The sequence below is a fragment of the Paenirhodobacter sp. genome (assembly GCF_047600745.1).
In the GTDB taxonomy this organism is placed as follows: Bacteria; Pseudomonadota; Alphaproteobacteria; order Rhodobacterales; family Rhodobacteraceae; genus Rhodobacter.
The window spans coordinates 1,008,402-1,034,203 of the sequence record NZ_JASGKI010000004.1 but is presented as its reverse complement, the minus strand read 5'-3'; the positions used below and the strand labels follow the sequence as shown (position 1 = coordinate 1,034,203).

Genomic DNA, 25,802 nt, shown 5'->3' with positions numbered 1-25,802 from the left:
ATCAACCGTAGGTGCGGGCGAGCCATTTTTCCAGCCAGTGGATCGAATAATCGCCCTTCTGGATGTCGGGCTCGGCCAGCAGCGCGTGGAATAGCGGCACGGTGGTATCCACCCCGTCCACGATCAGCTCGCCAAGCGCGCGGCTCAGGCGGGCCAGCGCCTCCTGCCTGTCCCGGCCATGGACGATCAGCTTGCCGATCAGGCTGTCGTAATAGGGCGGGATCCTGTAGCCGTCATAGATCGCGCTGTCCATCCGCACGCCAAGGCCGCCCGGCGCGTGGTATTGCGTGATCGTGCCGGGGCAGGGGGTGAAGCCCGGCAGCTTCTCGGCATTGATCCGCACCTCGATCGCGGCGCCGCGGATGTGCAGATCCTTCTGATGGAACTCCATCGGCAGGCCGGCGGCGACGCGGATCTGTTCGCGGACCAGATCGACGCCATAGATCGCCTCGGTCACCGGATGTTCCACCTGCAACCGGGTGTTCATCTCGATGAAGTAGAACTCGCCATCCTCGAACAGGAATTCGATCGTGCCCGCGCCCGCGTATTTCAGTTCCGCCATCGCCTTGGCGACGACCGAGCCGATGCGCTCGCGCTGCTCGGGGGTGATGCAGGGGCCGGGGGCCTCCTCGAACACCTTCTGGTGGCGCCGTTGCAGCGAACAGTCCCGCTCGCCCAGATAGACGGCGCGGCCCTTGCCGTCGCCGAACACCTGAATCTCGATATGGCGCGGCTTCTGGAGGTATTTCTCCATATACACTTCGTCATTGCCGAAGGCGGCCTTGGCCTCGCTGCGCGCGGTGCGGAAGGCGACTTCGAGTTCGGCCTCGCTCAGCGCGACCTTCATGCCGCGCCCGCCGCCGCCCGCCGTCGCCTTGATGATGACCGGATAACCGATCTCCTGCGCGATGCGCTTCGCCTCATCGACCTCGTGCACGCCACCGGCCGAACCCGGCACCACCGGGATCCCCAGTGATTTCGCGGTGTCCTTCGCGGTGATCTTGTCGCCCATGATGCGGATATGTTCCGCGCGCGGCCCGATGAAGGTGATGTTGTGGTCTTCGAGCGCCTGCACGAAATTCGCGTTTTCGGACAGGAAGCCATAGCCCGGATGGATCGCCTGCGCGCCGGTGATCTCGCACGCCGCGATGATCGCCGCGACGTTCAGATAGCTTTCGGAGGACGGCGGCGGCCCGATGCAGACGCTTTCGTCGGCCATGCGCACGTGCATGGCGTCGCTGTCGGCCGTGGAATGCACCGCGACCGAGGCGATCCCCATCTCGCGGCAGGCCCGGATCACGCGCAAGGCGATCTCGCCGCGGTTGGCGATCAGGATCTTGTCGAACATCTGCCCGCCCTCACTCGACGATCATCAGCGCGCCGCCGTATTCGACGGGGGCGCCATCGTCGATCAGCACGCGCTTGACGGTGCCCGCGCGCGGCGAGGGGATGTGGTTCATCGTCTTCATCGCCTCGATGATCAGCAGGGTCTGGCCTTCCTTCACCACGTCGCCGACCTTGACGAAGGCCTGCGCGCCGGGTTCGGGGGCCAGATAGGCGGTCCCGACCATAGGCGAGGTCACCGCGCCGGGCAGCCGCGCCGGATCGGCCTCCGCGGGCGCTGCGGCGGGGGTCGCTGCGGCAGCGGCGGCAGGGGCGGGGGCAGCCGCCACCGGAGCGGCCACGACCGTCGCCTGCTTCACCACGCGGACCTCAAGGCTGTCATCCTCGCCATATTCCCGCACCACCGAAATCTCGGTCAGTTCGTTGCGGTTCAGAAGCTCGGCGAGCGCCTGGATGAAGGCCACGTCGTTGTCATGGGATTGTTTGGTCATGCCGTCCTCAAGGGGTGCTGTCAGGTCTGTGCCTGCCCGGTCTTTTCGCGCCGGGGGTTGCCACGTCATTTTTGCCTTATACGCGACCAATCCGGCAGAGGAAAGCATGAACGGGGGCTCCGTAAAATGCCTTGTTTTGTGGCAGGGGGCAGGGGGGCGCATAGTGTTTCGGCGATTGCCCTGGTCTGCCGCGGCGCGGCGTATTTTACCACTTGATAAAAAAATCCACGCTGGCACCGTGAAGAGAACGACAAGCCAGGGAGGTCCAAAGTGACCAACAGCCAGTTCACGCCGGGCATTGCGCCCGGTCGGCTGCCGCAGGGCAGCTATGCGGCGAATTTTGCCGATCTTTCGCCGCCGCTCGATGCGCATCAGGCGCAGGTGGCGGCGGATCGGTGCTATTTCTGCCATGATGCGCCCTGCGCCGAGGCCTGTCCGACCGCGATCGACATCCCGCTGTTCATCCGCCAGATCATGACCGGCACGCCGGAGGCGGCGGCGAAGACGATCCTGGGCCAGAACATCCTTGGCGGCATGTGCGCGCGGGTCTGCCCGACCGAAAACCTGTGCGAGGGCGCCTGTGTGCGGGAAACCGCCGAGGGCAAGCCGGTCGAGATCGGCGCGCTGCAACGCTATGCCACGGATGCGATGATGGCGAAGCAGAGCCACCCTTTCGCGCGCGGCCCCGCGACCGGGAAATCGGTCGCCGTGGTGGGGGCGGGTCCGGCGGGGCTTGCCTGTGCGCACCGGCTGGCGATGAAGGGCCATGAGGTGACGGTCTTCGAGGCGCGGCCCAAGGCGGGCGGGCTGAACGAATACGGCATCGCCTCCTACAAGGCGGTGGAGCAGTTCGCATCGCGCGAAGTGGACTGGCTGTTGCAGATCGGCGGGATCAGGGTCATCGGCAACTGGATGCTGGGCCGCGCGGGGGACGGGACGCTCGTGGACCTTCTGGCGGATCATGACGCGGTGTTTCTGGGCATGGGGCTTTCGGGCGTCAACGCGCTTCGGCTGGCGGGAGAGGACAAGACCGGCATCCTGCCCGCGACCGAGTTCATCGCCGAGCTGCGGCAGGCGGGCGACCTTGCGGCGCTGCCGGTCGGGCGGGAGGTGATCGTGATCGGCGGCGGGATGACGGCGGTCGATGCGGCGGTGCAGGCGAAGCTGCTGGGCGCGCTGAACGTGACCATCGTCTATCGCCGCACGCGGGCCGAGATGCCCGCCTCGGTCTATGAACAGGAACTGGCGCTGTCGAAAGGGGTGCGGATCATCGAGAACGCCACGCCGGTGGCGATCCATGGCAATGGCGCGGTGCGCGAGGTGGAATTCGCGACGGGAGAGGAGACCTTCCGCCTGCCCGCCGATCAGGTCTTCAAGGCGATCGGCCAGCGGCTTGGCCCGATGCCGGAGGAAATCCGGCTGGCGGGGGGCAGGATCTGGGTCGATGGCGCGGGGCGGACATCGGCCGCCGGGGTCTGGGCGGGCGGCGATTGCGCCGTTGGCGGCGAAGACCTGACCGTGACGGCGGTGGCCGAGGGCCGCGATGCCGCCGAGGATATTCACAGCTACCTGATGGGGGTCTGAGATGGCTGACCTGCGTTCCGACTTCATCGGCATCAAATCCCCGAATCCGTTCTGGCTCGCTTCGGCGCCGCCGACGGACAAGGAATATAACGTGCGCCGCGCCTATGAGGCGGGCTGGGGCGGCGTGGTGTGGAAGACGCTGGGCGCCGAAGGGCCGCCGGTGGTCAATGTCTCCGGCCCGCGCTACGGCGTGATCTATGGCGGCGACCGGCGGGTGATGGGGATCAACAATATCGAACTGATCACCGACCGGCCTTTGGAGGTGAACCTGCGGGAGATCAAATCGGTCAAGCGCGACTACCCCGACCGCGCGCTGGTGATCAGCCTGATGGTGCCCTGCGAGGAGGATAGCTGGAAGGCGATCCTGCGCCAGATCGAAGACACCGGCGCCGATGGGGTCGAGCTGAACTTCGGCTGCCCGCATGGCATGGCGGAGCGCGGCATGGGCTCGGCGGTGGGACAGGTGCCGGAATATATCGAAATGGTCACCCGCTGGGTGAAGCAGTATTCGCGAATGCCCTGCATCGTGAAGCTGACGCCGAACGTGACCTCGATCCTGCCGCCGGCGATGGCGGCGCGGCGCGGCGGGGCGGATGCGGTCAGCCTGATCAACACGATCAAATCGGTGACATCGGTCAATCTGGACGATTTCGCGCCGGAGCCGATGATCGACGGCAAGGGCACCCATGGCGGCTATTGCGGCCCGGCGGTGAAGCCGATCGCGCTCAACATGGTGGGGGAGATCGCGCGCCATGCCGAAACCCGCGGCCTGCCGATTTCGGGTATCGGCGGGGTGACGACCTGGCGCGACGCGGCGGAGTTCCTCGCGATGGGGGCGGGGAATGTGCAGGTCTGCACGGCGGCGATGACCTATGGTTTCAAGGTGGTGCAGGAGATGATTTCCGGCCTGTCCGACTATATGGACCGGAAGGGTTTTACCTCGGTCGATGAAATTATCGGCCGCGCGGTGCCGAATTTCACCGAATGGCAACACCTGAACCTGAACCATGTCACCAAGGCGGTGATCGACCAGGATGACTGCATCAAATGCGGCCGCTGCTATGCCGCCTGCGAGGATACCTCGCATCAGGCGATCGCGGTGGGCGAGGGGCGGGTCTATTCGGTCAAGGACGAGGAATGCGTGGCCTGCAACCTCTGCGTCGATGTCTGCCCGGTCGATTGCATCGACATGAAGACCCTGCCGCTGGGCGCGGTGGATCCGCGCACCGGGCGGCCCGTCGCGCCCTATGCCAACTGGACGACGCACCCGAACAATCCGATGGCTTGATTATGGCATGGGGCGCACTACACTCGCCCCATGACCGAAGTTTCCGCCACCCCCGCCGCGCTGCAACTGCTGGCCGAGATCGTCGCCGATCACGGCCCGGTGCTGTTCCACCAGTCGGGCGGCTGTTGCGACGGATCGGTGCCGATGTGCTATCCGCAGGGGGAATTCCTGATCGGCGACAGTGACGTGCGGCTGGGCGAGGTCGGCGGCATGCCGGTCTATATCTCCGGCCCGCAATTCGCGGCATGGCAGCACACCGACCTGATCATCGACGCGGTGCCGGGGCTGATGGGCGGCCAGTTCAGCCTGGACAACGGCCGCCCGATGCGTTTCGTGACCCTTTCGGAGGTCTGCGTCAGATAGCCTTCGCCTTGGCTTTCTTCAGCGACTTGGCGTGGTTGGAAATCCAGTCCATCGCCGCCAGCAGCACGCCCGAGATCACGAAGACGACGTGGATGATCAGCATCCATTTGATCTTGTCCGCCGGGTATTTGTCGACATCCATGAACACCTTCAGCAGGTGGATCCCGGAAATCGCCACGATCGAGGCGATCAGCTTGAGCTTCAGCGCCGAGAAATCGACCTCGCCCTGCCAGTCGGGGCGGTCCTCGTGGTCGTCCAGATCCATGCGCGAGACGAAATTCTCGTAGCCCGAGAAGATCACGATCACCACCAGATTGGCCGCCAGCGTCAGGTCGATCATCGACAGCACCGCCATCACCGCGTCATCGACCTCCAGTTGCGGCAGGATCATGAGGTAATGCACCAGCTCCTTGAGGAACGACCACAGCAGGATCAGGAGCGCCCCCACCAGCCCAAGATACATCGGCGCCATCAGCCAGCGGCTGGCGAAAAGCACCCGTTCGATTGCCTTTTCCATTCTTCCCCTCGTTCGTTCGATCCGGCGGAGATAGGCAGGAATGCTGCGGATGCAAAGGGCTCAGTCGGCCTTTCGGAAGGCCGAGGGGGTCTTGCCGGTCTTCAGGTGGAAGGCGCGGGTGAAATAGGCCGGGCTGGTGAAGCCGAGCCGGTTGGATATGTCCTTCACCGGCGCCTGCGTATCGGCCAGCAGGCGGCGGGCCTCATAGAGGCGGCGGTCCTGCAACAGGTCATGGGCGGAGCGCGCGCAGGTCTGGCGGCAGACCCGGCTCAGATGCGTGGGCGTGACGCCGAGCACGGCGGCGAAATCGGCGATACCGAGACCCGTGCGGAAATCGCGTTCCAGCAGGTCGACATAGCGCGCGGCCAGCTTGCGGGCGGCGTCGGAGGGCTGCGCCTCGTTGACCGTCACCGCGCCCTGCCGTTCGAGCCAGACCCCGATCAGGCCGAGGTGCATCTGCGCCGCGCGGTCGGCGCCGGGTTTCTTGCTTTCCAGTTCGCGGCTGGCGGCCTCGATCAGGGCAGAGAGTTCGATCTGCGGCCCGCTCTCGCGGATGCGCAGGTGCAGCGCCGTTCCGGGCAACAGGATGTCGCCATCCCGGCCGAAGAAGACGGCGGCGCCCTGCGTCTGTGGGCCGACCTCGAAGCCGTGCATCACGCCCGCCGGGATGAAGACCGCGTTATGCGCGCCGTAGCCGCGCGTCAGCCCGCCCAGTGTGATCCGGCCCTGACCGCGGGTGAACCACAACAGGCAGGGTTCCGGCAGGGCGCGCATCGCCTCGACCCGCCAGCGTCCGCCCTGCGCGAGGCGGGTCACCGGCAGGATGCGGGCGCGCGCGGCTTCGGGGGCATATTGCGACAGGGGCGGAGTGCTGAACAGTTTCATGGGCGCGTCCCGGCTTTGTCCTGCGTCTGAGGATAGGGGCGGAGGCCCTTGTCTCCAACAGGTTTTTCCGGGTCGGCGGAAGGCGGGTCAGGGACGCTGGATCTTGTGCCAGTCGCGCATCCGCGCGCGAAACCATGTGCGTTGCCGCTTCGCATATTGCCGGGTGGCGGCCTGTGCGCGGGCGACGGCCTCTGCCATCGGCAATTCTCCGCGCAGATGCGCGATCAGTTCGGGCGCCCCGATCGCCTTCGCCCAGAGCGCCGAAGGATCCCAGACCGGTGCCACCGCGCGGACCTCCTCCAGCGCGCCCTCCGCCATCATCTGGGCAAAACGGCGGTCGATCCGTTCCGCCAGCCAGTCCCGTTCGGCCTCAAGCAGCAGCGGCACGCAGGCCGTGAGCGGCAGGAGCGGCGGCGGCGTGTCGTCCTGCCAGGCGGCGAGGCCACGCCCGGTCGCGCGCTGCACCTCCCAGGCGCGCTGCACCCGCATCGGGTTCCGCTGGTCGATCCGGGCGGCGGTGGCGGGGTCCAGATCGGCCAACATCCGCGCGGCGGGCAGGGTGTTCGCCTCGGCCCGGACCTCGGGCGGGGTTTCGGGGATTTCGGCCAGCCCCTCGGTCAGCGCGGTGAAATACAGCCCCGTGCCGCCGACGATCACCGGCCGCGGCCCGCCCGCGCGATGGGCGGCGAGAATCGGGGCGATTTCGCGCAGCCACTGGCCGACGGAATACTCCGCGCCCGGATTGCGATGGCCATAAAGCCGGTGCGGCACGCTCTGTTCGTCGTCCGGGGAGGGCCGGGCCGACAGCACGCGCCAGCACGACCAGACCTGAAGCGCATCGGCATTGACCACGATCCCGCCCGCCCGCGCGATCCGGATCGCCAGCGCGGATTTCCCCGAAGCCGTCGGCCCGGCGATCAGCACCGGAAGATCGGATGGAATATCAAGGGGATCGGGCAGGGTGTGGCTCCTTGTCGCAAATCCGGCGAAAGCCGTTGTTGAACCCGGGCGCCATTTGCGACATTTTGCGGCGCGATGACAACCGGAAATGGGAATCCCGAGATGAGTGCAGAGGCCGAGCCGACTGTGAAGTATAAGCGCGTGCTGTTGAAGATCTCGGGCGAGGCCCTGATGGGGGATCAGGGCTATGGCCTGCATCCGCCGACCGTCGCCCGTATCGCGCGCGAGGTGAAGGCGGTGCATTCGCTGGGCGTCGAGATCTGCATGGTGATCGGCGGCGGCAACATCTTCCGCGGCCTTGCGGGCTCCGCGCAGGGGATGGAGCGCACCACGGCCGACTATATGGGCATGCTGGCCACGGTGATGAACGCGCTCGGCATGCAGGCGCAGCTTGAGGCGCTCGGCCTGCATACGCGGGTGATCTCGGCGATTCCGATGGATCAGGTCTGCGAACCCTACATCCGCCGCCGCGCCGTGCGGCACCTGGAAAAGAAGCGGATCTGCATCTTCGCCGCGGGCACCGGCAACCCCTATTTCACCACCGACACGGCGGCGACGCTGCGCGCGAACGAAATGAACTGCGAAGCGATCTTCAAGGGTACGAAGGTCGATGGCGTCTATGACAAGGATCCGAAGAAACACGCCGATGCGAAGCGCTACGACAGTGTGTCCTATGACGAATGCCTGCAAAAGAACCTGGGCGTGATGGATGCTTCGGCGATCGCGCTGGCGCGGGACAACGACCTGCCGATCATCGTGTTCTCGCTCGACGAGCCGGGCGGTTTCCGCGGTATTCTGGCCGGGCAGGGAACCTATACCACCGTCCGGCGATAAATCGCCGGCTGGTAAGGGATCGTTCACGATCCCTCGGCAATAAAGGCCACGGGGAAAGCACAATGCCCGCTTTCCCCTATCCATTCGCCGCCAAGGCGGTTACAAGAAGCTGAAATGCAAGACCCCCGGGGGAACCCATGGCAGACGAAATCGAAATCGACATCGACGACCTCGAACGCCGGATGGACGGCGCGATGGCTTCGCTGAAGCATGAATTTTCTTCCCTGCGGACGGGGCGGGCCTCGGCGACGATGGTGGATCCGGTGATGGTCGATGCCTATGGCTCGATGACGCCGGTCAACCAACTGGGCACCGTCAACGTGCCGGAGCCGCGAATGGTGACGATCAACGTCTGGGACAAGGGGCTGGTCAACAAGGTCGAGAAGGCGCTGCGCGAATCCGGCCTGGGCATCAATCCGCAGACCAACGGCACGATCATCATGCTGCCGATTCCGGAACTGAACGAGGAACGCCGCCGCGAGCTGACCAAAGTCGCCGCGCAATATGCCGAAAGCGCCCGCGTCGCGATCCGCAACGTGCGCCGCGACGGCATGGACCAGGTGAAGAAGGCGAAGGGCTCCGGCATGTCGGAGGATGACGTCAAGTTCTGGGAAACCGAAGTCCAGGAACTGACGAACCGCCAGATCGCGCTGGTCGACAAGGCTTTGGAAGCAAAGCAGGCAGAGATCATGCAGGTTTGATCCCTGCCGGAGGGCCCAGAGCCGTGACCCAGATCCCGGAAGCGACTGGCGGCGCCGATTATGGCGTGAACCATGTGGCTATCATCATGGATGGCAATGGCCGCTGGGCCAAGAATCGCGGCTGGCCCCGGCTGGTGGGCCATCGCCGCGGCGCCGAGCGGGTGAAGGAGATCGTCCGCGCCTGCCCGGATATGGGCGTGCGCTGGCTGACGGTCTATGCCTTCTCGACCGAGAACTGGAAGCGCTCGACCGAGGAAGTGCTTGGCCTGATGGGCATTTTCGCGCGCTACATCGAAAAGGAAGCCGATGGGCTTTCGGCGGAGGGGGTGCGGCTGCGCTTCATCGGCGCGCGCGAGCGGCTGGACCCGAAGTTGCAGGCGCTGATGGTGGGGATCGAGGAGCGAACGGCGTCCAACACCCGGCTGAACTTCAACGTGGCAATCAATTACGGCGGGCGCGACGAGCTGCGCCGGGCCTTCATCCGCTGTGCGCAGGATGTCGCCGAGGGGCGGTTGTCGCCCGATGCGATCAACGATGCGGCGATTTCGGCGCGGCTGGATACGGCGGGGATGCCGGATCCGGATCTGGTGATCCGGACTTCGGGCGAATCGCGGACATCGAATTTCCTGCCCTGGCAGGCGGCCTATGCGGAATACGAGTTCACGCCGACGCTCTGGCCCGATTTCACGCCCGAGGAGATGGCCCGGATCCTGTCCTGTTTCGGCATGCGCGAAAGGCGCTTCGGCGGGGCCAAGGCATGACGGCGCCTTCGGGCAGATGGGGCGACCTGAAGGCGCGGCTGATCTCGGGGCTGGCGATGCTGCTGGCTGGGGCGGTGGCGATCTGGCTGGGCGGCACGGTCTTCAGCGCGCTGGCGGTGGTGGTGACCGGGCTGCTGGTTCAGGAACTGGCCGCGATGACGGCGCAGGGGCGGTTGCCGCGCGCCTGGGGGCTGGGGGTGTTTGCCGGTGCCGTGCTGGCCTGGGTGCTGTGGATGCATTCCCCCTTCGCGCTGGCGGCGCTGGTGCTGCCCTCGGTGCTGGGGCTGTGGCGGATCGGGCGTGACCGGATCGTCTGGGCGGTCTATGCCTTCGCGATGATGCTGACGGGCTATGGCCTGGTCGCGATCCGGGACGGGCTGAACCCGCCCGCGGGGATGTTCGCGCTGCTGTGGATCATTGCGGTGGTGGTGGCGTCGGATGTGATGGGCTATTTCGCCGGGCGGATGATCGGCGGGCCGAAGTTCTGGCCGCGCATCAGCCCGAAGAAAACCTGGTCGGGCACCGTGGCGGGCTGGATCGGGGCGGTTCTGACGGGGGCGCTGTTCGTGGTGCTGGCCGGGGCCGAGACGCGGATTCTGTGGCTGTCGCCGCTGCTGGCCTTTGCCGGGCAGATGGGCGATGTCGCGGAAAGCTGGATCAAGCGGCGCGCCGGGGTGAAGGACAGCTCGAACCTGATTCCCGGTCATGGCGGCGTGATGGACCGGTTCGACGCGCTGATCGGTGCGGTGGTCATGGTGCTGCTGATTTCGCAGGCCGGGTTGCTGCCGCGGTTCGGAGGATAGACATGCGCAGGGTTTCGGTCTTCGGTTCCACCGGCTCGATCGGTGTGAATACGCTCGACCTTCTGGTGCGGGCGCAGGGAGAATTTCAGGTCGTCGTGCTGACCGGCGGGCGGAACGTGGATCTTCTGGCGTCGCAGGCGCGCGAATTGCGGGCCGAGGTGGCGGTGACGGCCTATGACGACGCATTGCCCGCGCTGCGCGCCGCCCTGCACGGTTCGGGCGTGGAGGCCGCGGCCGGGACGGCGGCGCTGATCGAGGCGGCGGAACGTCCGGCCGATTGGGTGATGAGCGCGATCGTCGGCGCGGCGGGGCTGGCGCCCGGCTTCGCCGCGCTGCGCCACGGCACCACGCTGGCGCTGGCCAACAAGGAAAGCCTCGTCGCCGCCGGTCCGCTGCTGCTGGCCGAGGCCCGCCGGCATGGCGCCCGCATCCTGCCGGTGGACAGCGAACATTCGGCGGTGTTCCAGGCCCTGACCGGCGAGCGGATCGAAGAGGTCGAGCGCGTGATCATCACCGCGTCCGGCGGGCCGTTCCGCGACTGGACCCTTGCGCAACTGGAGCGTGCGACGCTGGCCGAGGCCTCCACTCATCCGAATTGGGCGATGGGGCAGCGGATCACCATCGACAGCGCCTCGATGTTCAACAAGGCGATGGAACTGATTGAAACGCGGGAGTTTTTCGGCATCGCGCCGGAGAAGATCGACACCGTGGTCCATCCCGAAAGCCTGGTCCATGCGCTGGTCGGTTTCCAGGACGGGGCGCTGATGGCGCATCTGGGTGCGCCGGACATGCGCCATGCCATCGGCTATGCGCTGAACTGGCCCGCGCGGCGGGATCTGCCGGTGGCGCGGCTCGACCTTGCGGCGATCGGGCGGCTGACGTTTCAGGCGCCGGATCCGGTGCGGTTCCCGGCGCTGCGGCTGGCGCGCGAAGTCATGGCCATCGGCGGCTCTGCGGGGGCGGTGTTCAACGCGGCGAAGGAAGTGGCGCTCGACGGGTTCATCGCTGGCCGGATCGGCTTCATGGATATGGGGCGGCTGGTGGAATCGGTGCTCTCGGACATGTCATCGCGGCAGGGTCTTGGAACTGCGCCCGCCAGCCTTGATAACGTTCTGGCAACGGATGCCGAGGCGCGCGCCCTCGGACGTGAACGGATTTCCACCGGAAGGATCTGACCCTTGGACCTGCTCCCCGATTTCGGCAATGCGCTCTATACGGTCGTGGCCTTTGTCGTCGCCCTGTCGATCATCGTCACGGTGCATGAATACGGCCACTATATCATCGGGCGGCTGTCGGGGATCCGGGCGGAGACCTTTTCCATCGGCTTCGGGCCGCGGCTGTTTTCCCGGGTGGACCGCCACGGCACGCGCTGGCAGGTGTCGGCGCTGCCCCTCGGGGGCTATGTGAAATTCCTGGGCGACGCCAATGCGGCCTCCGCCGGGGCGGACCCTTCCATCGCCCGGCTGAGCCCGGAGGAGCGGCGCCACACCATGCACGGCGCGCCGCTCTGGGCGCGTGCGGCCACGGTGGTGGCGGGGCCGGTGTTCAACTTCATCCTGTCGATCCTGATCTTCGCGGGGCTGTTCCTGTGGCAGGGGCAGGCCACGCCGGAGCCGACGATCGGGTCCGTTCACGCCCTGCCCGGCGGGCCGGGCGGGTTGCGCGCGGGGGACAGGATCCTGGCCATCGGCGGGATCGAAACGCCGGATTACGCGGGGCTGAACAAGGCCGTGCAGGAGGCGCCGGCGGGGGAGAGTATCGGTTGGACGGTGGGCCGGGACGGCCGGACCGAGGATGTGCAGGGGCCGCAGCCGATGCCGCCGCGCCTGTCCGGCGTCATGCCGCAATCGGCCGCCTATGACGCGGGGCTGAAGGCGGGCGACGTGGTGACCGAGGTGAACGGCCAGCCGATCTGGCGCTTCACCGACCTGCGCGAGGCGACGGCGGCGGGGAAGGGCGCACCGATGGCGCTGACCGTCTGGCGCCCGGGTTTGGGCGGTGGCGAGGTGCTGCACCTGACGCTTACCCCGCGCAGCACCGATGTGCCCACCGCGACCGGGTTCGAGACCCGCTACATGATCGGCGCCACCGGCGACATGGCCTTCGCGCCGCTGACCGAGCGGATGGGGCCGGTGGATGCGCTCAGCGGCGGCGCGCGGCAGGTCTGGACGGTGGTGTCCTCCTCGCTTTCCGCGCTTGGCCATATGGTCGCGGGGCAGATTTCATCGTGCAACCTGCGCGGTGCGATCGGTATCGCCGAGGGGTCGGCGGCGGCGGCAAAGGCCGGGGTGGCGGATTTCATCTGGTTCATCGCGGTGCTGTCGACGGCGGTGGGCTTCATGAACCTGTTCCCGATTCCGGTTCTGGACGGCGGGCATCTGGTCTTTCACCTGTATGAGGGCATCACCGGCAAGCCGCCGTCGGAGCGGATCATGAACGGGCTGATGGCGGTGGGGCTGTCGTTGGTGCTCACGCTGATGCTGTTTGGCCTGTGGAACGACATTAGGTGCCCCTGAGGCGGATTCCGTCCCACTTGTGCTTTTGACAAGGGGGCGCTTTCCGGCTACCTCTGGACCAAGAACAAGAGGCAGTTTCGAGGACAGGACATGTCGAACCGGCAACACGCAGTCTTTGCGCGGTGGGGTCTTGCGCTCCGCCTTTCGACGGCGGCTCTGGCCGGAACGACGGCTCTGATGCTGCCGATGGTCGTTCAGGCGCAGGAATACCGCTTTTCGCAGGTGCGCGTCGAAGGGCTGGACCGGATCGAACCGGCAACCGTCCTGTCCTATGCCAAGATCGCGCGGGGCAGTGCCGTCAGCGCGGGTGCGCTGAACGACGCCTATCAGCGGTTGCAGGGCTCGGGACTGTTCGAGAAGGTCGAACTGGTGCCGCAGGGTGGCACGCTGCTGATCAAGGTGCAGGAATATCCGACGGTCAGCACCGTGGCCTTCGAGGGCAACAGCATCATGAAGGATGACGTGCTGGCCAAGCTGGTGAAGACGAAGACGCGCAAGGTCTTCTCTCCGTCGACGGTCGAGGGCGACGCCGACCTGATCGCGCAGGGCTATGCCGAGGCCGGGCGCTATGCCGCGCGTGTCACGCCGAAGGTGATCCGCCGCGACGGCAACCGCGTCGATGTCGTCTTCGAGGTGATCGAGGGCAAGGTGTCCGAGGTCGAGCGCATCACCTTCACCGGGAACCGCTCCTATTCGGACCGCAAGCTGCGGCAGATTCTGGCGACGAAACAGGCGGGCTTGCTGCACCGGCTGATCTCCTCCGACAGCTTCGTGCCCGACCGGGTTGAGGCCGACCGGCAGATGCTGATCGACTTCTACCGCTCGCGCGGCTACCCGGATGTTGAGGTGACGGGTGTGTCGTCGGAAATGGCGCGCGACCGCAGCGGGTTCTTCATGACCTTCAACATCCGCGAGGGGCAGCAATATTCGTTCAACCAGATCACCACGGTTTCCGAGGTGACGGAGCTGAACGCCGCCGATTTCGAGGGGCTGGCGAAGATCCGGCAAGGGGCGATCTATTCGCCGACGGCGATCGACCTGGCCGTCACCCGGATGGAGGAACTGGCGCTGCGCAAGGGCGCGAATTTCGTTCGGGTCGATCCGCGCATCACCCGCGACCCGCGCACGCAGACGCTGAACGTGCAGTTCGCGCTGGTCCGGGGGCCGCGTCTGTTCGTCGAACGGATCGACATCGAGGGCAACAACACCACACAGGACCAGGTGATCCGGCGCGAGTTCCGCACCGTTGAGGGCGACCCCTTCAACCCGCGCGAAATCAAGCGCTCCGCCGACCGGATCCGCGCGCTCGGGTTCTTCAAGACGGCGGAGGTCAACACCCGGCAGGGCTCCGGCCCTGATCAGGTCGTGGTCGACGTCAATGTCGAGGAGCAGCCGACCGGCTCGCTCTCCTTCGGCGCGAGCTATGGCGCGGCTTCGGGCTTCGGCATCAACGTCGGTCTTCAGGAACAGAACTTCCTCGGTCGCGGCCAGTATCTCGGCGTGAACATCGGCACCACCTCGGGCACGCAATCCAGTTCCGTGGATTTCATCGAGCCCTATTTCCTCGGTCGTGACCTGAAGGCGCGGATGCATGTGTGGTATAATACCACCGAGAACGACAATTCGGAATATTCGACCCGGCGGTTGGGGCTGTCGCCGTCGATCGAATTCCCGATCGCCGAGAATTCGCGGCTGGAGCTGCGCTACACCTATGCGCGCGACAAGCTGTATGATGTGGAGCAGTACAACCCCACCGAAAATACCGGCTCGTCGCCGATCCTGTGGCATGAACAGGAACTGGGCGAGCGGGCGACCTCGGCGCTTGGCTATACCTATACCTGGGACACGCGCCGCACCGGGATCGACCCGCGCTATGGCTTCACCTTCCGCTTCGGTCAGGATTTTGCCGGCGTTGGCGGGGATGTGGAGGCGCTGAAAACTACCGCCTTGCTGCGCGCCGAACGCAAGATCTGGCACGAGGAAGTGACCGTGCGGGCGGAGCTTGAGGGCGGCGCCATCCATAAGCGGGGCGATACCGAACTGACGCTGCTCGACCGCTTCGGCGGCTACGGCAAGGTCCGGGGTTTTGAATCCAACGGCTTCGGCCCGCGTGATCTGGGTGCGCCGAACAAGGATGCGCTTGGCGGCAAATACTATGCGGCGCTGCGGCTGGAATCGGAATTCCCGCTCGGCTTCCCCGAGGAATACGGCATCACCGGCGGCCTGTTCTGGGATACCGGCTCGCTCTGGGGGCTCGACAACAAGCACGGCGTGCAGGATCCGATTGACGACGACATGCACATCCGCTCCGCGGTCGGGTTCTCGGTCTTCTGGCGCTCCGCGATCGGCCCGCTGCGGCTGAACTTCTCGCGCGCGATCAAGAAGGAAGACTATGACAAGGAGCAGAACTTCGACCTGACGATCTCGACGCAGTTCTGATGCGGGTGCGGGCCGGTCTTGTTGCGCTGCTGCTGGCGGGGCTGCCTCTGGCCGCCCCGGCGCAGCAGGCCGAGCCGGTGATCCGCCTGCCCAATCCGGTGCTGACGCTCGACTGGGACCGGCTGTTCGAGGGGACGCAGTGGGGCGAGCGGATCCGGGCCGAGCTCGAAACGCAGTCGAAGGATCTCCAGCAGGAGAACAACCGTATCGCCGACGACCTGATCGCCGAGGAAAAGGCGCTGACGGATCGCCGCGCGACGATGGATCCGGAGAAATTCCGGGCCGAGGCCAATGCCTTCGACGAACGCGCGACCGGCATCCGCAACGCGCAGAAGGCGAAGGCGCAGGCGCTGAGCCAGCATCTCGAAGACGAACGTCAGGCGTTTCTGGAGGCCGTTTCCCCATTGCTGGACGACCTTCTGGCGCAGCGCGGGGCGGTGGTGGTGCTGGACCGCCGCGCGATCATCCGGGGCATCGCCAATGCCGATGTGACCGAAGAGATCGTGCATCTGGTCGATCAGAAGTTCGGCGATGGCGGAACGAAGCCCTGAGCCGTTCTTGCCAAGGGCTGCCCGCGTTGCTAGCAAGATCCAAGCCGTTGAAGGACCGATGATGACCGAACCTGCTCCGCATACCCATGCCGACCTCGCGCTGATCAAGCAGATCATCCCGCACCGCTACCCGTTCCTGATGATCGACAGGGTGCGCGACATCGTGCCCTTTGAAGGCGCGGTGGGGGTGAAGATGGTGACCGGCAACGAGCCGCATTTCACCGGCCACTTCCCGGAAGAGCCGGTGATGCCCGGCGTGCTGATCGTCGAGGCGCTGGCGCAGACGGCGGCGATCGTGGTGGGCATTTCCACCAACATCATCGGCGGCGACATGCTGACCTATTTCATGGGCATTGATTCGTGCAAGTTCCGCCGCAAGGTGGTTCCTGGCGAGGTGCTGGAACTGCATGTGAAATGCCTCCGTCCGGGCGGCAAGGTCTGGAAGTTCCGGGGCGAGGCCAAGGTGGATGGTGAAATGGCCGCCGAGGCCGAATTCATGGCCATGATGGCGCCGAAGCCGAAGGCCTGAGGAGAGAATCATGGCGATTGATCCGGGGGCGGTCATCCACCCATCATCGGTGATCGAGGACGGCGCGCAGATCGCGGCGGGGGTCAGCATCGGCCCGTTCTGCCATGTCGGGCCGGAAGTGGTGCTGCATCCGGGCGTCAGCCTGCAATCGCATGTAGTCGTCACCGGTCAGACCGAGATCGGCGAGGACACCAGCGTCTTCGCCTTCGCCTCGCTCGGCCAGATCCCGCAGGATCTGAAGTTCAAGGGCGAGAAGACCAGCCTGGTCATCGGCAAGCGCAACCGCATCCGTGAATATGTCACGATGAACACCGGCACCGAGGGCGGCGGCGGCGTGACCCGGGTGGGCGACGACTGCCTGTTCATGTCGTCCTCGCATGTCGCGCATGACGTGATGATCGGAAATCGGGTGATTCTGGTCAATTCGGTCGCCATCGCCGGGCATTGCCATCTTGAGGATGACGTGATCGTCGGCGGTCTGTCGGGCGTGCATCAATGGGTGCGGATCGGCCATGGCGCGATGATCGGGGCGCTGTCGATGGTGACGGCGGATGTGTTGCCCAATGCGCTGGTCGCCGGGCCGCGCGCGGATGTCGAGGGGCTGAACCTTGTCGGGTTGAAGCGTCGGGGTGTCGCGCGCAGCGACATTGCCGCGCTGCGCGACCTGTATCATGTGCTTTCCGAGGGCAGTTTCCGCGAAACCGCGCGCAGGCTGCATGACGAGGGGCCGGAAAGCCCGCTGGTGCGGGAGGTTCTGGACTTCATCCTCGGCCCCTCGGATCGCAGCTTCCTGACCCCCCGGCCGCACAAATGAGCCAGACCGCGCTGATCGCCGGCACGGGGGCGCTGCCTGCCTTGCTGGCGGCGGAGCGGCCCGACCTGCTGATCTGCGAGTTGGAGGGCTTCCCCTCCGGCCTGCCCGCCGCGATCCGGTTTCGGGTCGAGCGGCTGGTGCCCTTCCTCAACGATCTGATCAAGCGCGGCATCCGGCAGGTCTGTTTCGCGGGTGCGATCCAGCGGCCGAAGATCGAGGCGTCGAAATTCGATTTCCGCACGCTGACGCTGGTGCCCCGGATCATGTCGGCGATCCAGCAGGGCGACGATGCGACGCTGCGCGCGGTGATCGCGCTGTTCGAGGAGAAGGGGCTGACCGTCGTCGGCGCCGACCGGATCGCGCCCGGGCTGGTCGCGGAGGCCGGGGTGCTGGTGGGGCAGGTCTCGGAGCGGGACCGGACGGATGCGGCGCGGGCGGGCGATATCGTCGCGGCGCTTGGCGCGGTGGATGTGGGGCAGGGCGCGGTGGTGTCGCGGGGGCTGTGCCTCGCGGTCGAGGCTTTGCCGGGCACCGATGCGATGCTGGATTTCGTCGCCCGCACCCGTCAGCGCGAGGGCGGCGTGCTGTTCAAGGCGCCGAAGCCGGGGCAGGATCTGCGCATCGACATGCCCGCCATTGGCCCGCGCACGGTGGAAAAGGCGGCGGAGGCGAAGCTGTCCTGCATCTGCTGGAAGGCGGGCGGAGTGCTGATGCTGGACCGTGCCGCGACGCTGCGCGCGGCGGAACAGGCGGGCATCGCGCTCTGGGGGATCGCATGAAGCTGTTTCTGGTCGCGGGTGAGGCGTCGGGGGACAAGCTCGGCGCCGCGCTGATGGATGGGCTGCGCAGCCTGACCGATGTCAGCTTCACCGGCGTCGGCGGCGCGCAGATGGAGGCGCGGGGGCTGGAGAGCCTGTTCCCGATGGAGGAGCTTTCGGTGATGGGCATCGCCGAAGTCCTGCCGAAATACCGCCAGTTGAAACGCCGCATCGCCGAGACCGCGCAGGCGGTTCTGGACAGCGGGGCTGAGGCGCTGATCACCATCGACAGCCCGGATTTCTGCCTGCGCGTGGCGCGGATCGTCAAGGCGGCGAAGCCCGGCCTGCGCACGATCCATTACGTTGCGCCCTCGGTCTGGGCTTGGCGGCCGGGGCGGGCGGCGAAGATGGCGCGGGTGATCGACCATGTTCTGGCGCTCCTGCCGTTCGAGCCGCCCTATATGCAGGCCGCCGGGATGAGCTGTGATTTCGTCGGCCATCCGGTGGTGGCGGAGCGCCGCGCCACGCCGGAACAGGCCACCGAATTCCGCGAAACGCTGATGATCGGGCCAGAGCAGCCGCTGGTGCTGTGCCTGCCCGGATCGCGGCGGGGCGAGGTGACGCGGCTGGCCCCCCGGTTCGCCGAGGCGCTGGACCGGCTGCGGGCGGATCAGCCCGGCCTGCGCGTGGTGGTGCCGACGGTGCGCGGTGTCGCCACCATGGTGCGCGACATTGTGGCGGAATGGCCGGTCGCGCCGATTGTCGTCGAGGCGCCGGAGGACCGGCTTGCGGCCTTTGCCGCCGCCGATCTGGCGTTGGCGGCCTCCGGGACGGTGAGTCTTGAGCTTGCGGCGAACCGGGTGCCGATGGTCATCGCCTATGATGCGAGCTGGCTTAGTTGGCATATCGTGTGGAACATGCTGCGGGTCGATACGGTGACGCTGGTGAATCTGGTGTCCGAAACCCGGGCGATTCCGGAATTTCTCGGGCCGAAATGCCGCCCGGGTCCGATTGCGGAGAGCCTTGCGGCGCTGCTCGGGAACCCGGCGGCGCGGGAGGCCCAACTGGCGGCGATGAACGAGACGATGCACCGTCTGGGCGAGGGTGGTGAGCCCCCCGGCCTGCGGGCGGCGCGTTCGGTTCTGGCGGAGCTTCAGGCGGGATCGAGCGGGATCACATCCACCGCCTGACGGCTGTCATGCCCGCCGGCGGAGCGCATGACGCCCCGCACCGGCGCCACATCGGAATAGTCGCGGCCATAGGCGACGACGACATAATCAAGCCCTGCCTGCTGGTCGTTCGTCGGGTCGAATTCGACCCAGCCGATGTCGCGCCCGACCCAGGCCCGGACCCAGGCATGCATCGCATCCGCTCCTTCGAGCCGGGGTTGTCCGGGCGGCGGAAAGGTCCGCAGGAACCCGGAGACATAGCCCGCCGGAATGCCGATCCCGCGCAGGGCGGCGATCATGATCTGGGTGAAATCCTGACACACGCCGCGGCGCTTGACGAAGGCTTCGGCGGGCGAGGTGTCGACGGTGGTGGCCTCGGCGTCGAATTCCATTTCGCGGTGAAGGCGCCGCCCGATGGCCTCCACCGCCTGCAAGGCAGTCATGCCGGGCGTCAGCGTGTCGCGCGCGAAGGCGGTGATTTCCGGCAGCGGCATCACCCGCGGGCTGGCGCCCAGGAAATGATGCGGGGCGCCGGGCGCGAGGCTTTGTTGCGCCGCGATCTCGGCGGGCAGATGCTCCAGCGGCGGCGACAGGTCGAGCCCCTGCGGCCCGGGCGCACGCAGTTCCACCCGCGCGGCGAGTTGCAGCGAAACGGAGTCGATCGGCGCGTGCCAGGCGACGGCGGTCGTCGCATTGCCGAAGAAATCCAGCATGTCGCGGCGTTCGTCCGGCGCGGGATCGACGTTCAGGTGCCGCACGATCACCCGCTGCCTGCCCTCGATGTCGAAGGGCAGCAGCCGCAGCAGGTTGCGCGTATGGTCCGAGGGCGCGGCATAGCTGTAGTCGATCACCAGGCGGATGTCGTAAAGCATGGTCCCTCACCGCAGATAGGCCGCCCCGATCAGGTCGGAGATATGGGCCAGTTCGCCGCGCAGCCGGTTCAGCCGGGCGGTGTCGATTTCGGACGGGTTGGCAACGGCGAATTCCGCCTCGATCGGCGCGATCGCGCGCGACAGCGGCGCCAGCCGTCCGTTCACCTTGGCATTCGGCAGATCCGCCGCCAGAAGCCGCAGCCGCTGCACCTGAAACAGGATCGCGCGCGGGTTGTCGGCATCGAGCGCCAGCAGATCGACCACGGTATTGCGCGAGGTCTCCACCCGGTAGCGGCGCTGATGGGTGATCACGCTGTCCGCCACCTCCACCGCCATGCCGAGCGAGCCGTCGGGCGCCTTCGGATCGGCGAATTCCGCGAGGAGCGCGGCCAGACTGTCGGCCCGTTCCAGCGCGCGCCCAAGGCTGAGGAACCGCCAGCCAGAGAAGCGATACATGTTTTCATGCACGAGGCCGGAGAAGCCGGTGATCTTGCGCACCAGAACCGACATCGCGCGGGCGGCATCGTCGCCCGGCTTCGCGGTGGTCGTCATCCGCCGCGTGGTCTTGGCCAGATCGTTCAGCGCGGCCCAGCCATCGGTTGAAAAGCGGTCGCGCACCTTCGCCGCACAGCCGCGCGCCCATTCGATCCGGTCGAGCAGCGCTTCCGGGATCGGTTGCGACAGGTCGTAGCCGTAGCCCTCCATGAAGGTGTCCAGCCGGCTCAGGCGCGGATCGGCGGGGTTGTCGGTCTGTGCCAGCCGCAGGTTGTAGGCCCGGATCAGGCGGATCGCATCCTCGGTACGCTCGACGTAGCGGCCGAGCCAGAACAGGTTGTCCGCCGCGCGGGCGGGCAGGATGCCGGGGGTGGCGCGGCGGAAGTTCTGGTCGTCCTCGCGCGGGGCGAGGGTCTCTTGCGGCACCGGCCGGTCGGAGACCACCCAGACATCGGCGACCGAACCGCCGCGCTGCATCGCCAGCGCCATCGCATCGCCGGTGCGGCCGATCCGGGCATAGCCGCCCTTCATGAACTGCCAGCCCGCAGGGGTGCGCGCGGCAAAGACCCGCACCGTCATCGGGCGCGGTTCGACCCGGCCGCCCTCGTCGCTATCGGCCCAGGCGGGGGTGGTCGAGAGCGACACGGCCTCCTGCCCCACGAGCGTCTTGCCCTCGGCCTCGATCCATTCGGCGATCGAGCGGCTTTCCTTGCCGACGAAGGCGCCGCCAAGCGCGGTGGTCGAGCCCATGTCGAAGGGCAGGTCCACCGCATAGGCCGAACCGATCATCATCTTCCCGGCATTGGCGCGGACATAGGCGCGTTCGCTGTCGCCGCCACACCACCACGTCGCGATATTCGGCAGTTTCAGCGGCGCCCCGGTCAGCACCTGCGAAATGCGCGGGAAAAACGCCATCATCGCCCGCATTTCGAGAATGCCCGAGCCGAGCGCATTCACCAGCGCAAGGTTCCGGTCCCGCGCCGCCTCCATCAGGCCGGGCGTGCCGATCTGGCTTGACGGGTCGAGCTCCAGCGGGTCGGCGAAGGCCGCGTCGATCCGCCGCCACAACAGCCCCACCGGCTGCGGCCCCTGAATCGTGCGCACCATCGCCTGGCCGTTCTCGACCAGCAGGTCTTCGCCTTCGAGCAGCATCATGCCCAGATAGCGCGCGATATAGGTGTGTTCGTAATAGGTATCGTTCGACGGCCCGGGCGTCAGGATCGCGGCGTAACGGTCGCGCCCGCCGGGGCCGCGGGCCAGATGTTCCATCGCCGTGCGGAAGGCACCGAAAAAGCCCGCCAGCCGGTGGATATGCGCGCGCGGGAAGCGTTCGGGGAAGATCCGCCCCGTCGCCATCCGGTTTTCCAGCGCGAATCCGGCCCCCGAAGGCGCCTGCGTCCGGTCGCCCAGCACGAACCACGACCCATCCGGCGAGCGCCCGATTTCAAAGGCCAGGAAGTGCAGGTAATGCCCGCCGCGCGGCTGCACCCCCACCATCGGCCGCAGCCATTGCCGCGACCCGGCGATGAGTTCCGCCGGAAGATGCCCGTCCTGCACCAGCCGCCCGGGGCCATAGAGATCCGCCATCACCGCTTCGAGCAGATCCGCCCGCTGCGACAGCCCCTCGCAGATCTGCTGCCATTCGCCCTCGTGCAGGATCACGGGGATATGGCTCAGCGGCCATTCGCGTTCCTGTAGCGGATCGTTGGAATACTGCCGGTAGAACACGCCCGCATCGCGCAGATAGAGGTTGCCGCGCTCGAACCGCGCGGCAATCTCCTGTGGTGTCAGGCGGGAGAAGCGGTCAACGAAGCGGCGCCAGACCGGCCGCATCCGGCCCTGCGCATCAAACAATTCATCCGCGACCCCCGGGGTCAGCCGGTAGTCGGAAAAAAGGTCCGGGGCAGAGCGCTTGGGCGCAGGGTCTGTCATGTTGACTCACTGGTCAAAAATTCCGTCTACATCAGCCCGATCGGCCTGCGAAGGTCAAGCGTCAACGGAAACTCCGGGTGCGGAACCTCGGTGTGCGGGGTGTAGGCGCCGGGGCTGTGGCCATAGGGTTCGAACCGGGCAAGGCGCCGCGCCTCCGCCTCATAGGCATTGACCGGGAAGACATCGTAGTTCCGCCCGCCCGGATGCGCGACGTGATAGGTGCAGCCCGCCAGCGCATGGCCCGTCCAGTCGTCGTAGATGTCGAAATGCAGCGGCGCATTGACGGGCAGGGTCGGGTGCAGCGCCTCGGGCGGCTGCCAGGCCTTGAACCGCACGCCGCCGACCGACACGCCCGAGGTCTGCGTGTGCTGAAGCGGCACCGGGCGGCGGTTGACCATCACCCGGTAGCGGTCCTGATGCAGCGTCGTCAGCTTGACCTGCAACCGTTCCACAGAGCTATCCGTATAGCGCACCGTGCCGCCGATCGCGCCGGTTTCGCCCAGAACGTGCCAGGGTTCCAGCGCCTGCCGCACCTCCAGATGCACGCCTTCGGCCTGAATCTGGCCGCAGAAGGGGAAGCGGAATTCGGCCTGCGCCTCGAACCAGACCGGATCGAAGTCGAAGCCGTGCAGGCGCAGATCCGCCAGCAGCGAGAGCAGATCCTCCCACAGGAAATGCGGCAGCATGAAGCGGTCGTGCAGCACCGTCCCCCACCGCACGGGCCGCCCCTCCACCGGCGCCTTCCAGCAGCGCGCGATCAGCGCCCGGATCAGCAGTTGCTGTGCCAGCGACATGCGCGGATGCGGCGGCATCTCGAACCCGCGGAATTCGACCAGCCCCAGCCGTCCGGTCGGGCCATCGGGGGAATAAAGCTTGTCGATGCAGATTTCCGCGCGATGGGTGTTGCCGGTGACATCGGTGAGCAGATTGCGCAACAGCCGGTCCACCAGCCAGGGCGGCGGCGCCATGCCGGGCTTGATCTGGCTGAGCGCGATTTCCAGCTCATAGAGCGTATCACGTCGGCCCTCGTCGATGCGCGGCGCCTGCGAGGTCGGCCCGATGAACAGGCCGGAGAACAGGTAGCTGAGGCAGGGGTGCCGCTGCCAGATCAGGATCAGCGATTTCAGAACATCGGGGCGGCGCAGGAACGGGCTGTCGTTCGGCGTCGCGCCCCCCACGACGACATGATTGCCGCCGCCGGTGCCGGTGTGGCGCCCGTCGATCATGAACTTGTCGGCGCCGAGGCGGCTGAGCCGCGCCTCCTCGTAGATCGCTTCGGTGGTGGCGACGCAATCGTCCCAGCTATGGGCGGGGTGGATGTTCACCTCGATCACGCCCGGGTCGGGGGCGACGCGGATCACGTTCAGGCGGGGGTCGTTCGGCGGGGCGTAACCTTCGATATGGATCGGCAGGTTCAGTTCCGCCGCCGTCGCCTCCGCCGCCGCGATCAGTTCGAGATAGTCTTCGAGCCTGTCGCAGGGCGGCATGAACAGGCACAGCTTGCCGTCGCGCGGCTCCATCGCGATGGCGGTGCGCACGCCGCTGCCGGCCGGATCCACGCCGTCGCCCAGATGGCGGTCCTGCGGCACCCATTTCTGCCGCTCGGCCTCCGCCGCGCCGGGGCGGGCGCCCTGACTGCGGCCGGGGGTGACGGGGGGCATCATCTCGGCGCGCTCGGCGTCTTCCTGCGCGAGGCGGTCGATCTCCTCCTGCACCTTGCGGCGGCGCTCCATCATCGCCTGATAGTCGGGCAGGGGCTGTACCGGCACGGTCGGATCGGCGGGGTAGCTGTAGGGATATTGCGCGGGCGGGATATAGGGCAGCGATCCCAGCGGCAGCCGGAACCCCACCGGACTGTCGCCCGGGATCAGGAAGATATGGCCGCGCCGGGGCCGCCACAACTCGGACCGCCAATGCGAGGGCTTGTCCGCCGATTGCCACCACCGCTGGATCGGCAGGACATAGCCCGAGGGTTCCGTCAGCCCCCGGTTGAACACGCGGGCATAGCGGGCGCGGTCCTCGGGGTTCTTCAGCTTGCTGTTCTCGGGCGTGACATTCGGCGGCAGGTTGGCTTCCTTGAGGATCCAGTCGCCGGGGTCTTCGTAGGCCGGTTGCGCATAGCCCGAATCGAGCCCGAGGTTCTGCGCGAAGGCGGCCATGAAGCGGCCCGCCTCGGTGGAGCCTGCCTGTTGCGCCGGGGTCTCGCGCGCGATCAGGTCGGGGTTCTTCCACACCGGCAAGCCATCGTGCCGCCAGTAAAGCGAGAAGGTCCAGCGCGGCAGGCTTTCGCCCGGATACCACTTGCCCTGACCGTAATGCAGGAAGCCGCCGGGCGCGAAGCGGCTTTGCAGCCGCCGGATCAGCGTATCGGCCAGCCCGCGCTTTTGCGGGCCGACGGCGGCGGTGTTCCATTCGTCCGACTGGAAATCATCGACCGAAACGAAGGTCGGCTCGCCCCCCATCGTCAGGCGGACATCATCCGCCGTCAGGCTGGCGTCGACCTGATGGCCAAGGGCGTTCAGCCGGTCCCATGCCGCGTCCGAGAACGGCTTGGTGATGCGCGGATGTTCGGCCACCCGCTTGATCTGCATGTCAAAGGCGAAATCGGTGTTCACCGGGCCGGTCGCGGTGAAGCCGCCCACGATCGGCGCGGCATTGCGGAAATGCGGCGTCGCGGCCAGCGGGATATGGCTTTCACCGGTCAGCAGGCCCGAGGTCGGGTCGAGCCCGATCCAGCCTGCGCCGGGCAGGTAGACCTCGCACCAGGCATGCAGGTCGGTGAAGTCGTGATCCGTCCCGGCGGGACCGTCGAGCGACACCACATCCGGTTTCAACTGGATCAGGTAGCCCGATACGAATCGCGCGGCAAAACCCAGATGCCGCAGCGTCTGCACCAGAAGCCAGCTCGAATCGCGGCACGACCCGGAGGCGAGGCCCAGCGTTTCCTCGGGCGTCTGTACCCCGGGTTCGAGCCGGATCGTGTAATTGACGATCTGCGAGATCTTCGCGTTCAGTTCGACCAGAAAATCCACCGTGCGCTTGCGGCCATAGTCGAGCGTGCCGAGGAACTGCGCCAGCTTCGGCCCGGCGGCTTCGGGCGTGCGGTAGATGACCAGATCGTCCTTCAGGTCGGCGGGATAGTCGAAGGGCCAGAACTCCGCCGAATTCCTCGACGAAGAAGTCGAACGGGTTGTAG

At 66.8% G+C, this 25,802-nt stretch carries 23 protein-coding genes; 15 read left to right on the top strand and 8 right to left on the bottom strand.

Annotated features, from left to right (window positions below; all coding sequences use genetic code 11):
- Position 1: 1 nt before the first annotated feature.
- Positions 2 to 1,348, bottom strand: a complete 1,347-nt coding sequence (gene accC, locus QM789_RS13765) for an acetyl-CoA carboxylase biotin carboxylase subunit (protein ID WP_420352436.1) — start codon at positions 1,346 to 1,348, stop codon at positions 2 to 4.
- Positions 1,349 to 1,358: 10 nt separating this feature from the next.
- Positions 1,359 to 1,835, bottom strand: a complete 477-nt coding sequence (gene accB, locus QM789_RS13760) for an acetyl-CoA carboxylase biotin carboxyl carrier protein (RefSeq protein ID WP_420352435.1) — start codon at positions 1,833 to 1,835, stop codon at positions 1,359 to 1,361.
- A 270-nt stretch (positions 1,836 to 2,105) separates the two neighbouring features.
- Here accB and QM789_RS13755 point away from each other — a divergent pair, with 270 nt between their 5' ends.
- From QM789_RS13755 to QM789_RS13745, 3 genes are read left to right on the top strand one after another with little or no spacing between them, the layout of a single operon-like run.
- Positions 2,106 to 3,419 carry an NAD(P)-dependent oxidoreductase gene (locus tag QM789_RS13755; RefSeq protein ID WP_420352434.1) on the top strand — a complete coding sequence of 438 codons (1,314 nt, stop codon included), beginning with the start codon at positions 2,106 to 2,108 and terminating at the stop codon, positions 3,417 to 3,419.
- A 1-nt stretch (position 3,420) separates the two neighbouring features.
- A complete protein-coding gene (gene preA / locus QM789_RS13750) occupies positions 3,421 to 4,707 on the top strand; it encodes an NAD-dependent dihydropyrimidine dehydrogenase subunit PreA (protein ID WP_420352433.1) in 1,287 nt (428 codons plus the stop codon).
- A 30-nt stretch (positions 4,708 to 4,737) separates the two neighbouring features.
- Positions 4,738 to 5,070, top strand: coding sequence for a DUF779 domain-containing protein (locus QM789_RS13745; RefSeq protein ID WP_420352432.1), 333 nt, complete (start codon positions 4,738 to 4,740; stop codon positions 5,068 to 5,070).
- Here the strand turns inward: QM789_RS13745 and QM789_RS13740 are convergent.
- The 3 genes from QM789_RS13740 to miaA form a co-directional block, all read right to left on the bottom strand.
- Positions 5,063 to 5,587, bottom strand: a complete 525-nt coding sequence (locus tag QM789_RS13740; RefSeq protein ID WP_420352431.1) for a TIGR00645 family protein — start codon at positions 5,585 to 5,587, stop codon at positions 5,063 to 5,065. The genes QM789_RS13745 and QM789_RS13740 overlap by 8 nt on opposite strands.
- Before the next feature lie 60 nt (positions 5,588 to 5,647).
- Positions 5,648 to 6,472: an AraC family transcriptional regulator gene (locus QM789_RS13735; RefSeq protein WP_420352430.1), complete on the bottom strand. Its 825-nt coding sequence runs from the start codon at positions 6,470 to 6,472 to the stop codon at positions 5,648 to 5,650.
- A gap of 87 nt (positions 6,473 to 6,559) precedes the next feature.
- Complete coding sequence (miaA, locus tag QM789_RS13730; RefSeq protein ID WP_420353316.1) at positions 6,560 to 7,432, bottom strand: tRNA (adenosine(37)-N6)-dimethylallyltransferase MiaA; 873 nt, start codon at positions 7,430 to 7,432, stop codon at positions 6,560 to 6,562.
- Positions 7,433 to 7,534: 102 nt separating this feature from the next.
- Here miaA and pyrH point away from each other — a divergent pair, with 102 nt between their 5' ends.
- From pyrH to lpxB, 12 genes are all read left to right on the top strand, one after another.
- A complete protein-coding gene (pyrH, locus tag QM789_RS13725; protein ID WP_420352429.1) occupies positions 7,535 to 8,266 on the top strand; it encodes a UMP kinase in 732 nt (243 codons plus the stop codon).
- A 137-nt stretch (positions 8,267 to 8,403) separates the two neighbouring features.
- Positions 8,404 to 8,967 (top strand): ribosome recycling factor, encoded by a 564-nt coding sequence (gene frr / locus QM789_RS13720; protein ID WP_420352428.1) that lies wholly within the window; start codon positions 8,404 to 8,406, stop codon positions 8,965 to 8,967.
- Positions 8,968 to 9,053: 86 nt separating this feature from the next.
- Complete coding sequence (gene uppS, locus QM789_RS13715; protein WP_420353315.1) at positions 9,054 to 9,728, top strand: polyprenyl diphosphate synthase; 675 nt, start codon at positions 9,054 to 9,056, stop codon at positions 9,726 to 9,728.
- Entirely contained in the window at positions 9,725 to 10,531 is an 807-nt protein-coding gene (locus QM789_RS13710) for a phosphatidate cytidylyltransferase (RefSeq protein WP_420352427.1), read from the top strand. Before uppS ends, QM789_RS13710 begins: the two co-directional genes overlap by 4 nt.
- Before the next feature lie 2 nt (positions 10,532 to 10,533).
- Positions 10,534 to 11,706: a 1-deoxy-D-xylulose-5-phosphate reductoisomerase gene (dxr, locus tag QM789_RS13705; RefSeq protein WP_420352426.1), complete on the top strand. Its 1,173-nt coding sequence runs from the start codon at positions 10,534 to 10,536 to the stop codon at positions 11,704 to 11,706.
- Between the two features lie 3 nt (positions 11,707 to 11,709).
- The gene (rseP, locus tag QM789_RS13700; RefSeq protein WP_420352425.1) at positions 11,710 to 13,047 is read left to right on the top strand and encodes an RIP metalloprotease RseP; all 1,338 of its coding nucleotides are present in this window, start codon (positions 11,710 to 11,712) and stop codon (positions 13,045 to 13,047) included.
- Between the two features lie 177 nt (positions 13,048 to 13,224).
- A complete protein-coding gene (bamA, locus tag QM789_RS13695; RefSeq protein ID WP_420352424.1) occupies positions 13,225 to 15,486 on the top strand; it encodes an outer membrane protein assembly factor BamA in 2,262 nt (753 codons plus the stop codon).
- Entirely contained in the window at positions 15,486 to 16,037 is a 552-nt protein-coding gene (locus QM789_RS13690; RefSeq protein ID WP_420352423.1) for an OmpH family outer membrane protein, read from the top strand. Before bamA ends, QM789_RS13690 begins: the two co-directional genes overlap by 1 nt.
- Before the next feature lie 61 nt (positions 16,038 to 16,098).
- On the top strand, positions 16,099 to 16,566 hold the full coding sequence (gene fabZ / locus QM789_RS13685; protein ID WP_420352422.1) for a 3-hydroxyacyl-ACP dehydratase FabZ: 468 nt from the start codon (positions 16,099 to 16,101) through the stop codon (positions 16,564 to 16,566).
- Between the two features lie 10 nt (positions 16,567 to 16,576).
- Positions 16,577 to 17,380, top strand: a complete 804-nt coding sequence (lpxA, locus tag QM789_RS13680; protein ID WP_420352421.1) for an acyl-ACP--UDP-N-acetylglucosamine O-acyltransferase — start codon at positions 16,577 to 16,579, stop codon at positions 17,378 to 17,380.
- Positions 17,377 to 18,159, top strand: coding sequence for an LpxI family protein (locus tag QM789_RS13675; RefSeq protein WP_420352420.1), 783 nt, complete (start codon positions 17,377 to 17,379; stop codon positions 18,157 to 18,159). The genes lpxA and QM789_RS13675 overlap by 4 nt, the downstream gene beginning before the upstream one ends.
- Positions 18,156 to 19,328, top strand: coding sequence for a lipid-A-disaccharide synthase (gene lpxB / locus QM789_RS13670; protein ID WP_420352419.1), 1,173 nt, complete (start codon positions 18,156 to 18,158; stop codon positions 19,326 to 19,328). The genes QM789_RS13675 and lpxB overlap by 4 nt, the downstream gene beginning before the upstream one ends.
- Here the strand turns inward: lpxB and QM789_RS13665 are convergent.
- The 3 genes from QM789_RS13665 to QM789_RS13655 are packed head-to-tail and all read right to left on the bottom strand — an operon-like array spanning position 19,292 to position 25,638.
- Complete coding sequence (locus tag QM789_RS13665) at positions 19,292 to 20,179, bottom strand: transglutaminase family protein (RefSeq protein WP_420352418.1); 888 nt, start codon at positions 20,177 to 20,179, stop codon at positions 19,292 to 19,294. The genes lpxB and QM789_RS13665 overlap by 37 nt on opposite strands.
- 6 nt (positions 20,180 to 20,185) lie before the next feature.
- Positions 20,186 to 22,606 (bottom strand): circularly permuted type 2 ATP-grasp protein, encoded by a 2,421-nt coding sequence (locus QM789_RS13660; RefSeq protein WP_420352417.1) that lies wholly within the window; start codon positions 22,604 to 22,606, stop codon positions 20,186 to 20,188.
- 26 nt (positions 22,607 to 22,632) lie between these two features.
- Complete coding sequence (locus tag QM789_RS13655) at positions 22,633 to 25,638, bottom strand: DUF2126 domain-containing protein (RefSeq protein ID WP_420352416.1); 3,006 nt, start codon at positions 25,636 to 25,638, stop codon at positions 22,633 to 22,635.
- Positions 25,639 to 25,802 lie beyond the last annotated feature (164 nt).

Coding starts and splice junctions, on each gene's coding strand:
- accC (WP_420352436.1), bottom strand. CDS start 1,348: ATGTTCGACAAGATCCTGATCGCCAACCGCGGCGAGATCGCCTTGCGC.
- accB (WP_420352435.1), bottom strand. CDS start 1,835: ATGACCAAACAATCCCATGACAACGACGTGGCCTTCATCCAGGCGCTC.
- preA (WP_420352433.1), top strand. CDS start 3,421: ATGGCTGACCTGCGTTCCGACTTCATCGGCATCAAATCCCCGAATCCG.
- QM789_RS13745 (WP_420352432.1), top strand. CDS start 4,738: ATGACCGAAGTTTCCGCCACCCCCGCCGCGCTGCAACTGCTGGCCGAG.
- QM789_RS13740 (WP_420352431.1), bottom strand. CDS start 5,587: ATGGAAAAGGCAATCGAACGGGTGCTTTTCGCCAGCCGCTGGCTGATG.
- QM789_RS13735 (WP_420352430.1), bottom strand. CDS start 6,472: ATGAAACTGTTCAGCACTCCGCCCCTGTCGCAATATGCCCCCGAAGCC.
- pyrH (WP_420352429.1), top strand. CDS start 7,535: ATGAGTGCAGAGGCCGAGCCGACTGTGAAGTATAAGCGCGTGCTGTTG.
- frr (WP_420352428.1), top strand. CDS start 8,404: ATGGCAGACGAAATCGAAATCGACATCGACGACCTCGAACGCCGGATG.
- uppS (WP_420353315.1), top strand. CDS start 9,054: ATGGATGGCAATGGCCGCTGGGCCAAGAATCGCGGCTGGCCCCGGCTG.
- QM789_RS13710 (WP_420352427.1), top strand. CDS start 9,725: ATGACGGCGCCTTCGGGCAGATGGGGCGACCTGAAGGCGCGGCTGATC.
- dxr (WP_420352426.1), top strand. CDS start 10,534: ATGCGCAGGGTTTCGGTCTTCGGTTCCACCGGCTCGATCGGTGTGAAT.
- bamA (WP_420352424.1), top strand. CDS start 13,225: ATGCTGCCGATGGTCGTTCAGGCGCAGGAATACCGCTTTTCGCAGGTG.
- QM789_RS13690 (WP_420352423.1), top strand. CDS start 15,486: ATGCGGGTGCGGGCCGGTCTTGTTGCGCTGCTGCTGGCGGGGCTGCCT.
- fabZ (WP_420352422.1), top strand. CDS start 16,099: ATGACCGAACCTGCTCCGCATACCCATGCCGACCTCGCGCTGATCAAG.
- lpxA (WP_420352421.1), top strand. CDS start 16,577: ATGGCGATTGATCCGGGGGCGGTCATCCACCCATCATCGGTGATCGAG.
- QM789_RS13675 (WP_420352420.1), top strand. CDS start 17,377: ATGAGCCAGACCGCGCTGATCGCCGGCACGGGGGCGCTGCCTGCCTTG.
- lpxB (WP_420352419.1), top strand. CDS start 18,156: ATGAAGCTGTTTCTGGTCGCGGGTGAGGCGTCGGGGGACAAGCTCGGC.
- QM789_RS13665 (WP_420352418.1), bottom strand. CDS start 20,179: ATGCTTTACGACATCCGCCTGGTGATCGACTACAGCTATGCCGCGCCC.
- QM789_RS13660 (WP_420352417.1), bottom strand. CDS start 22,606: ATGACAGACCCTGCGCCCAAGCGCTCTGCCCCGGACCTTTTTTCCGAC.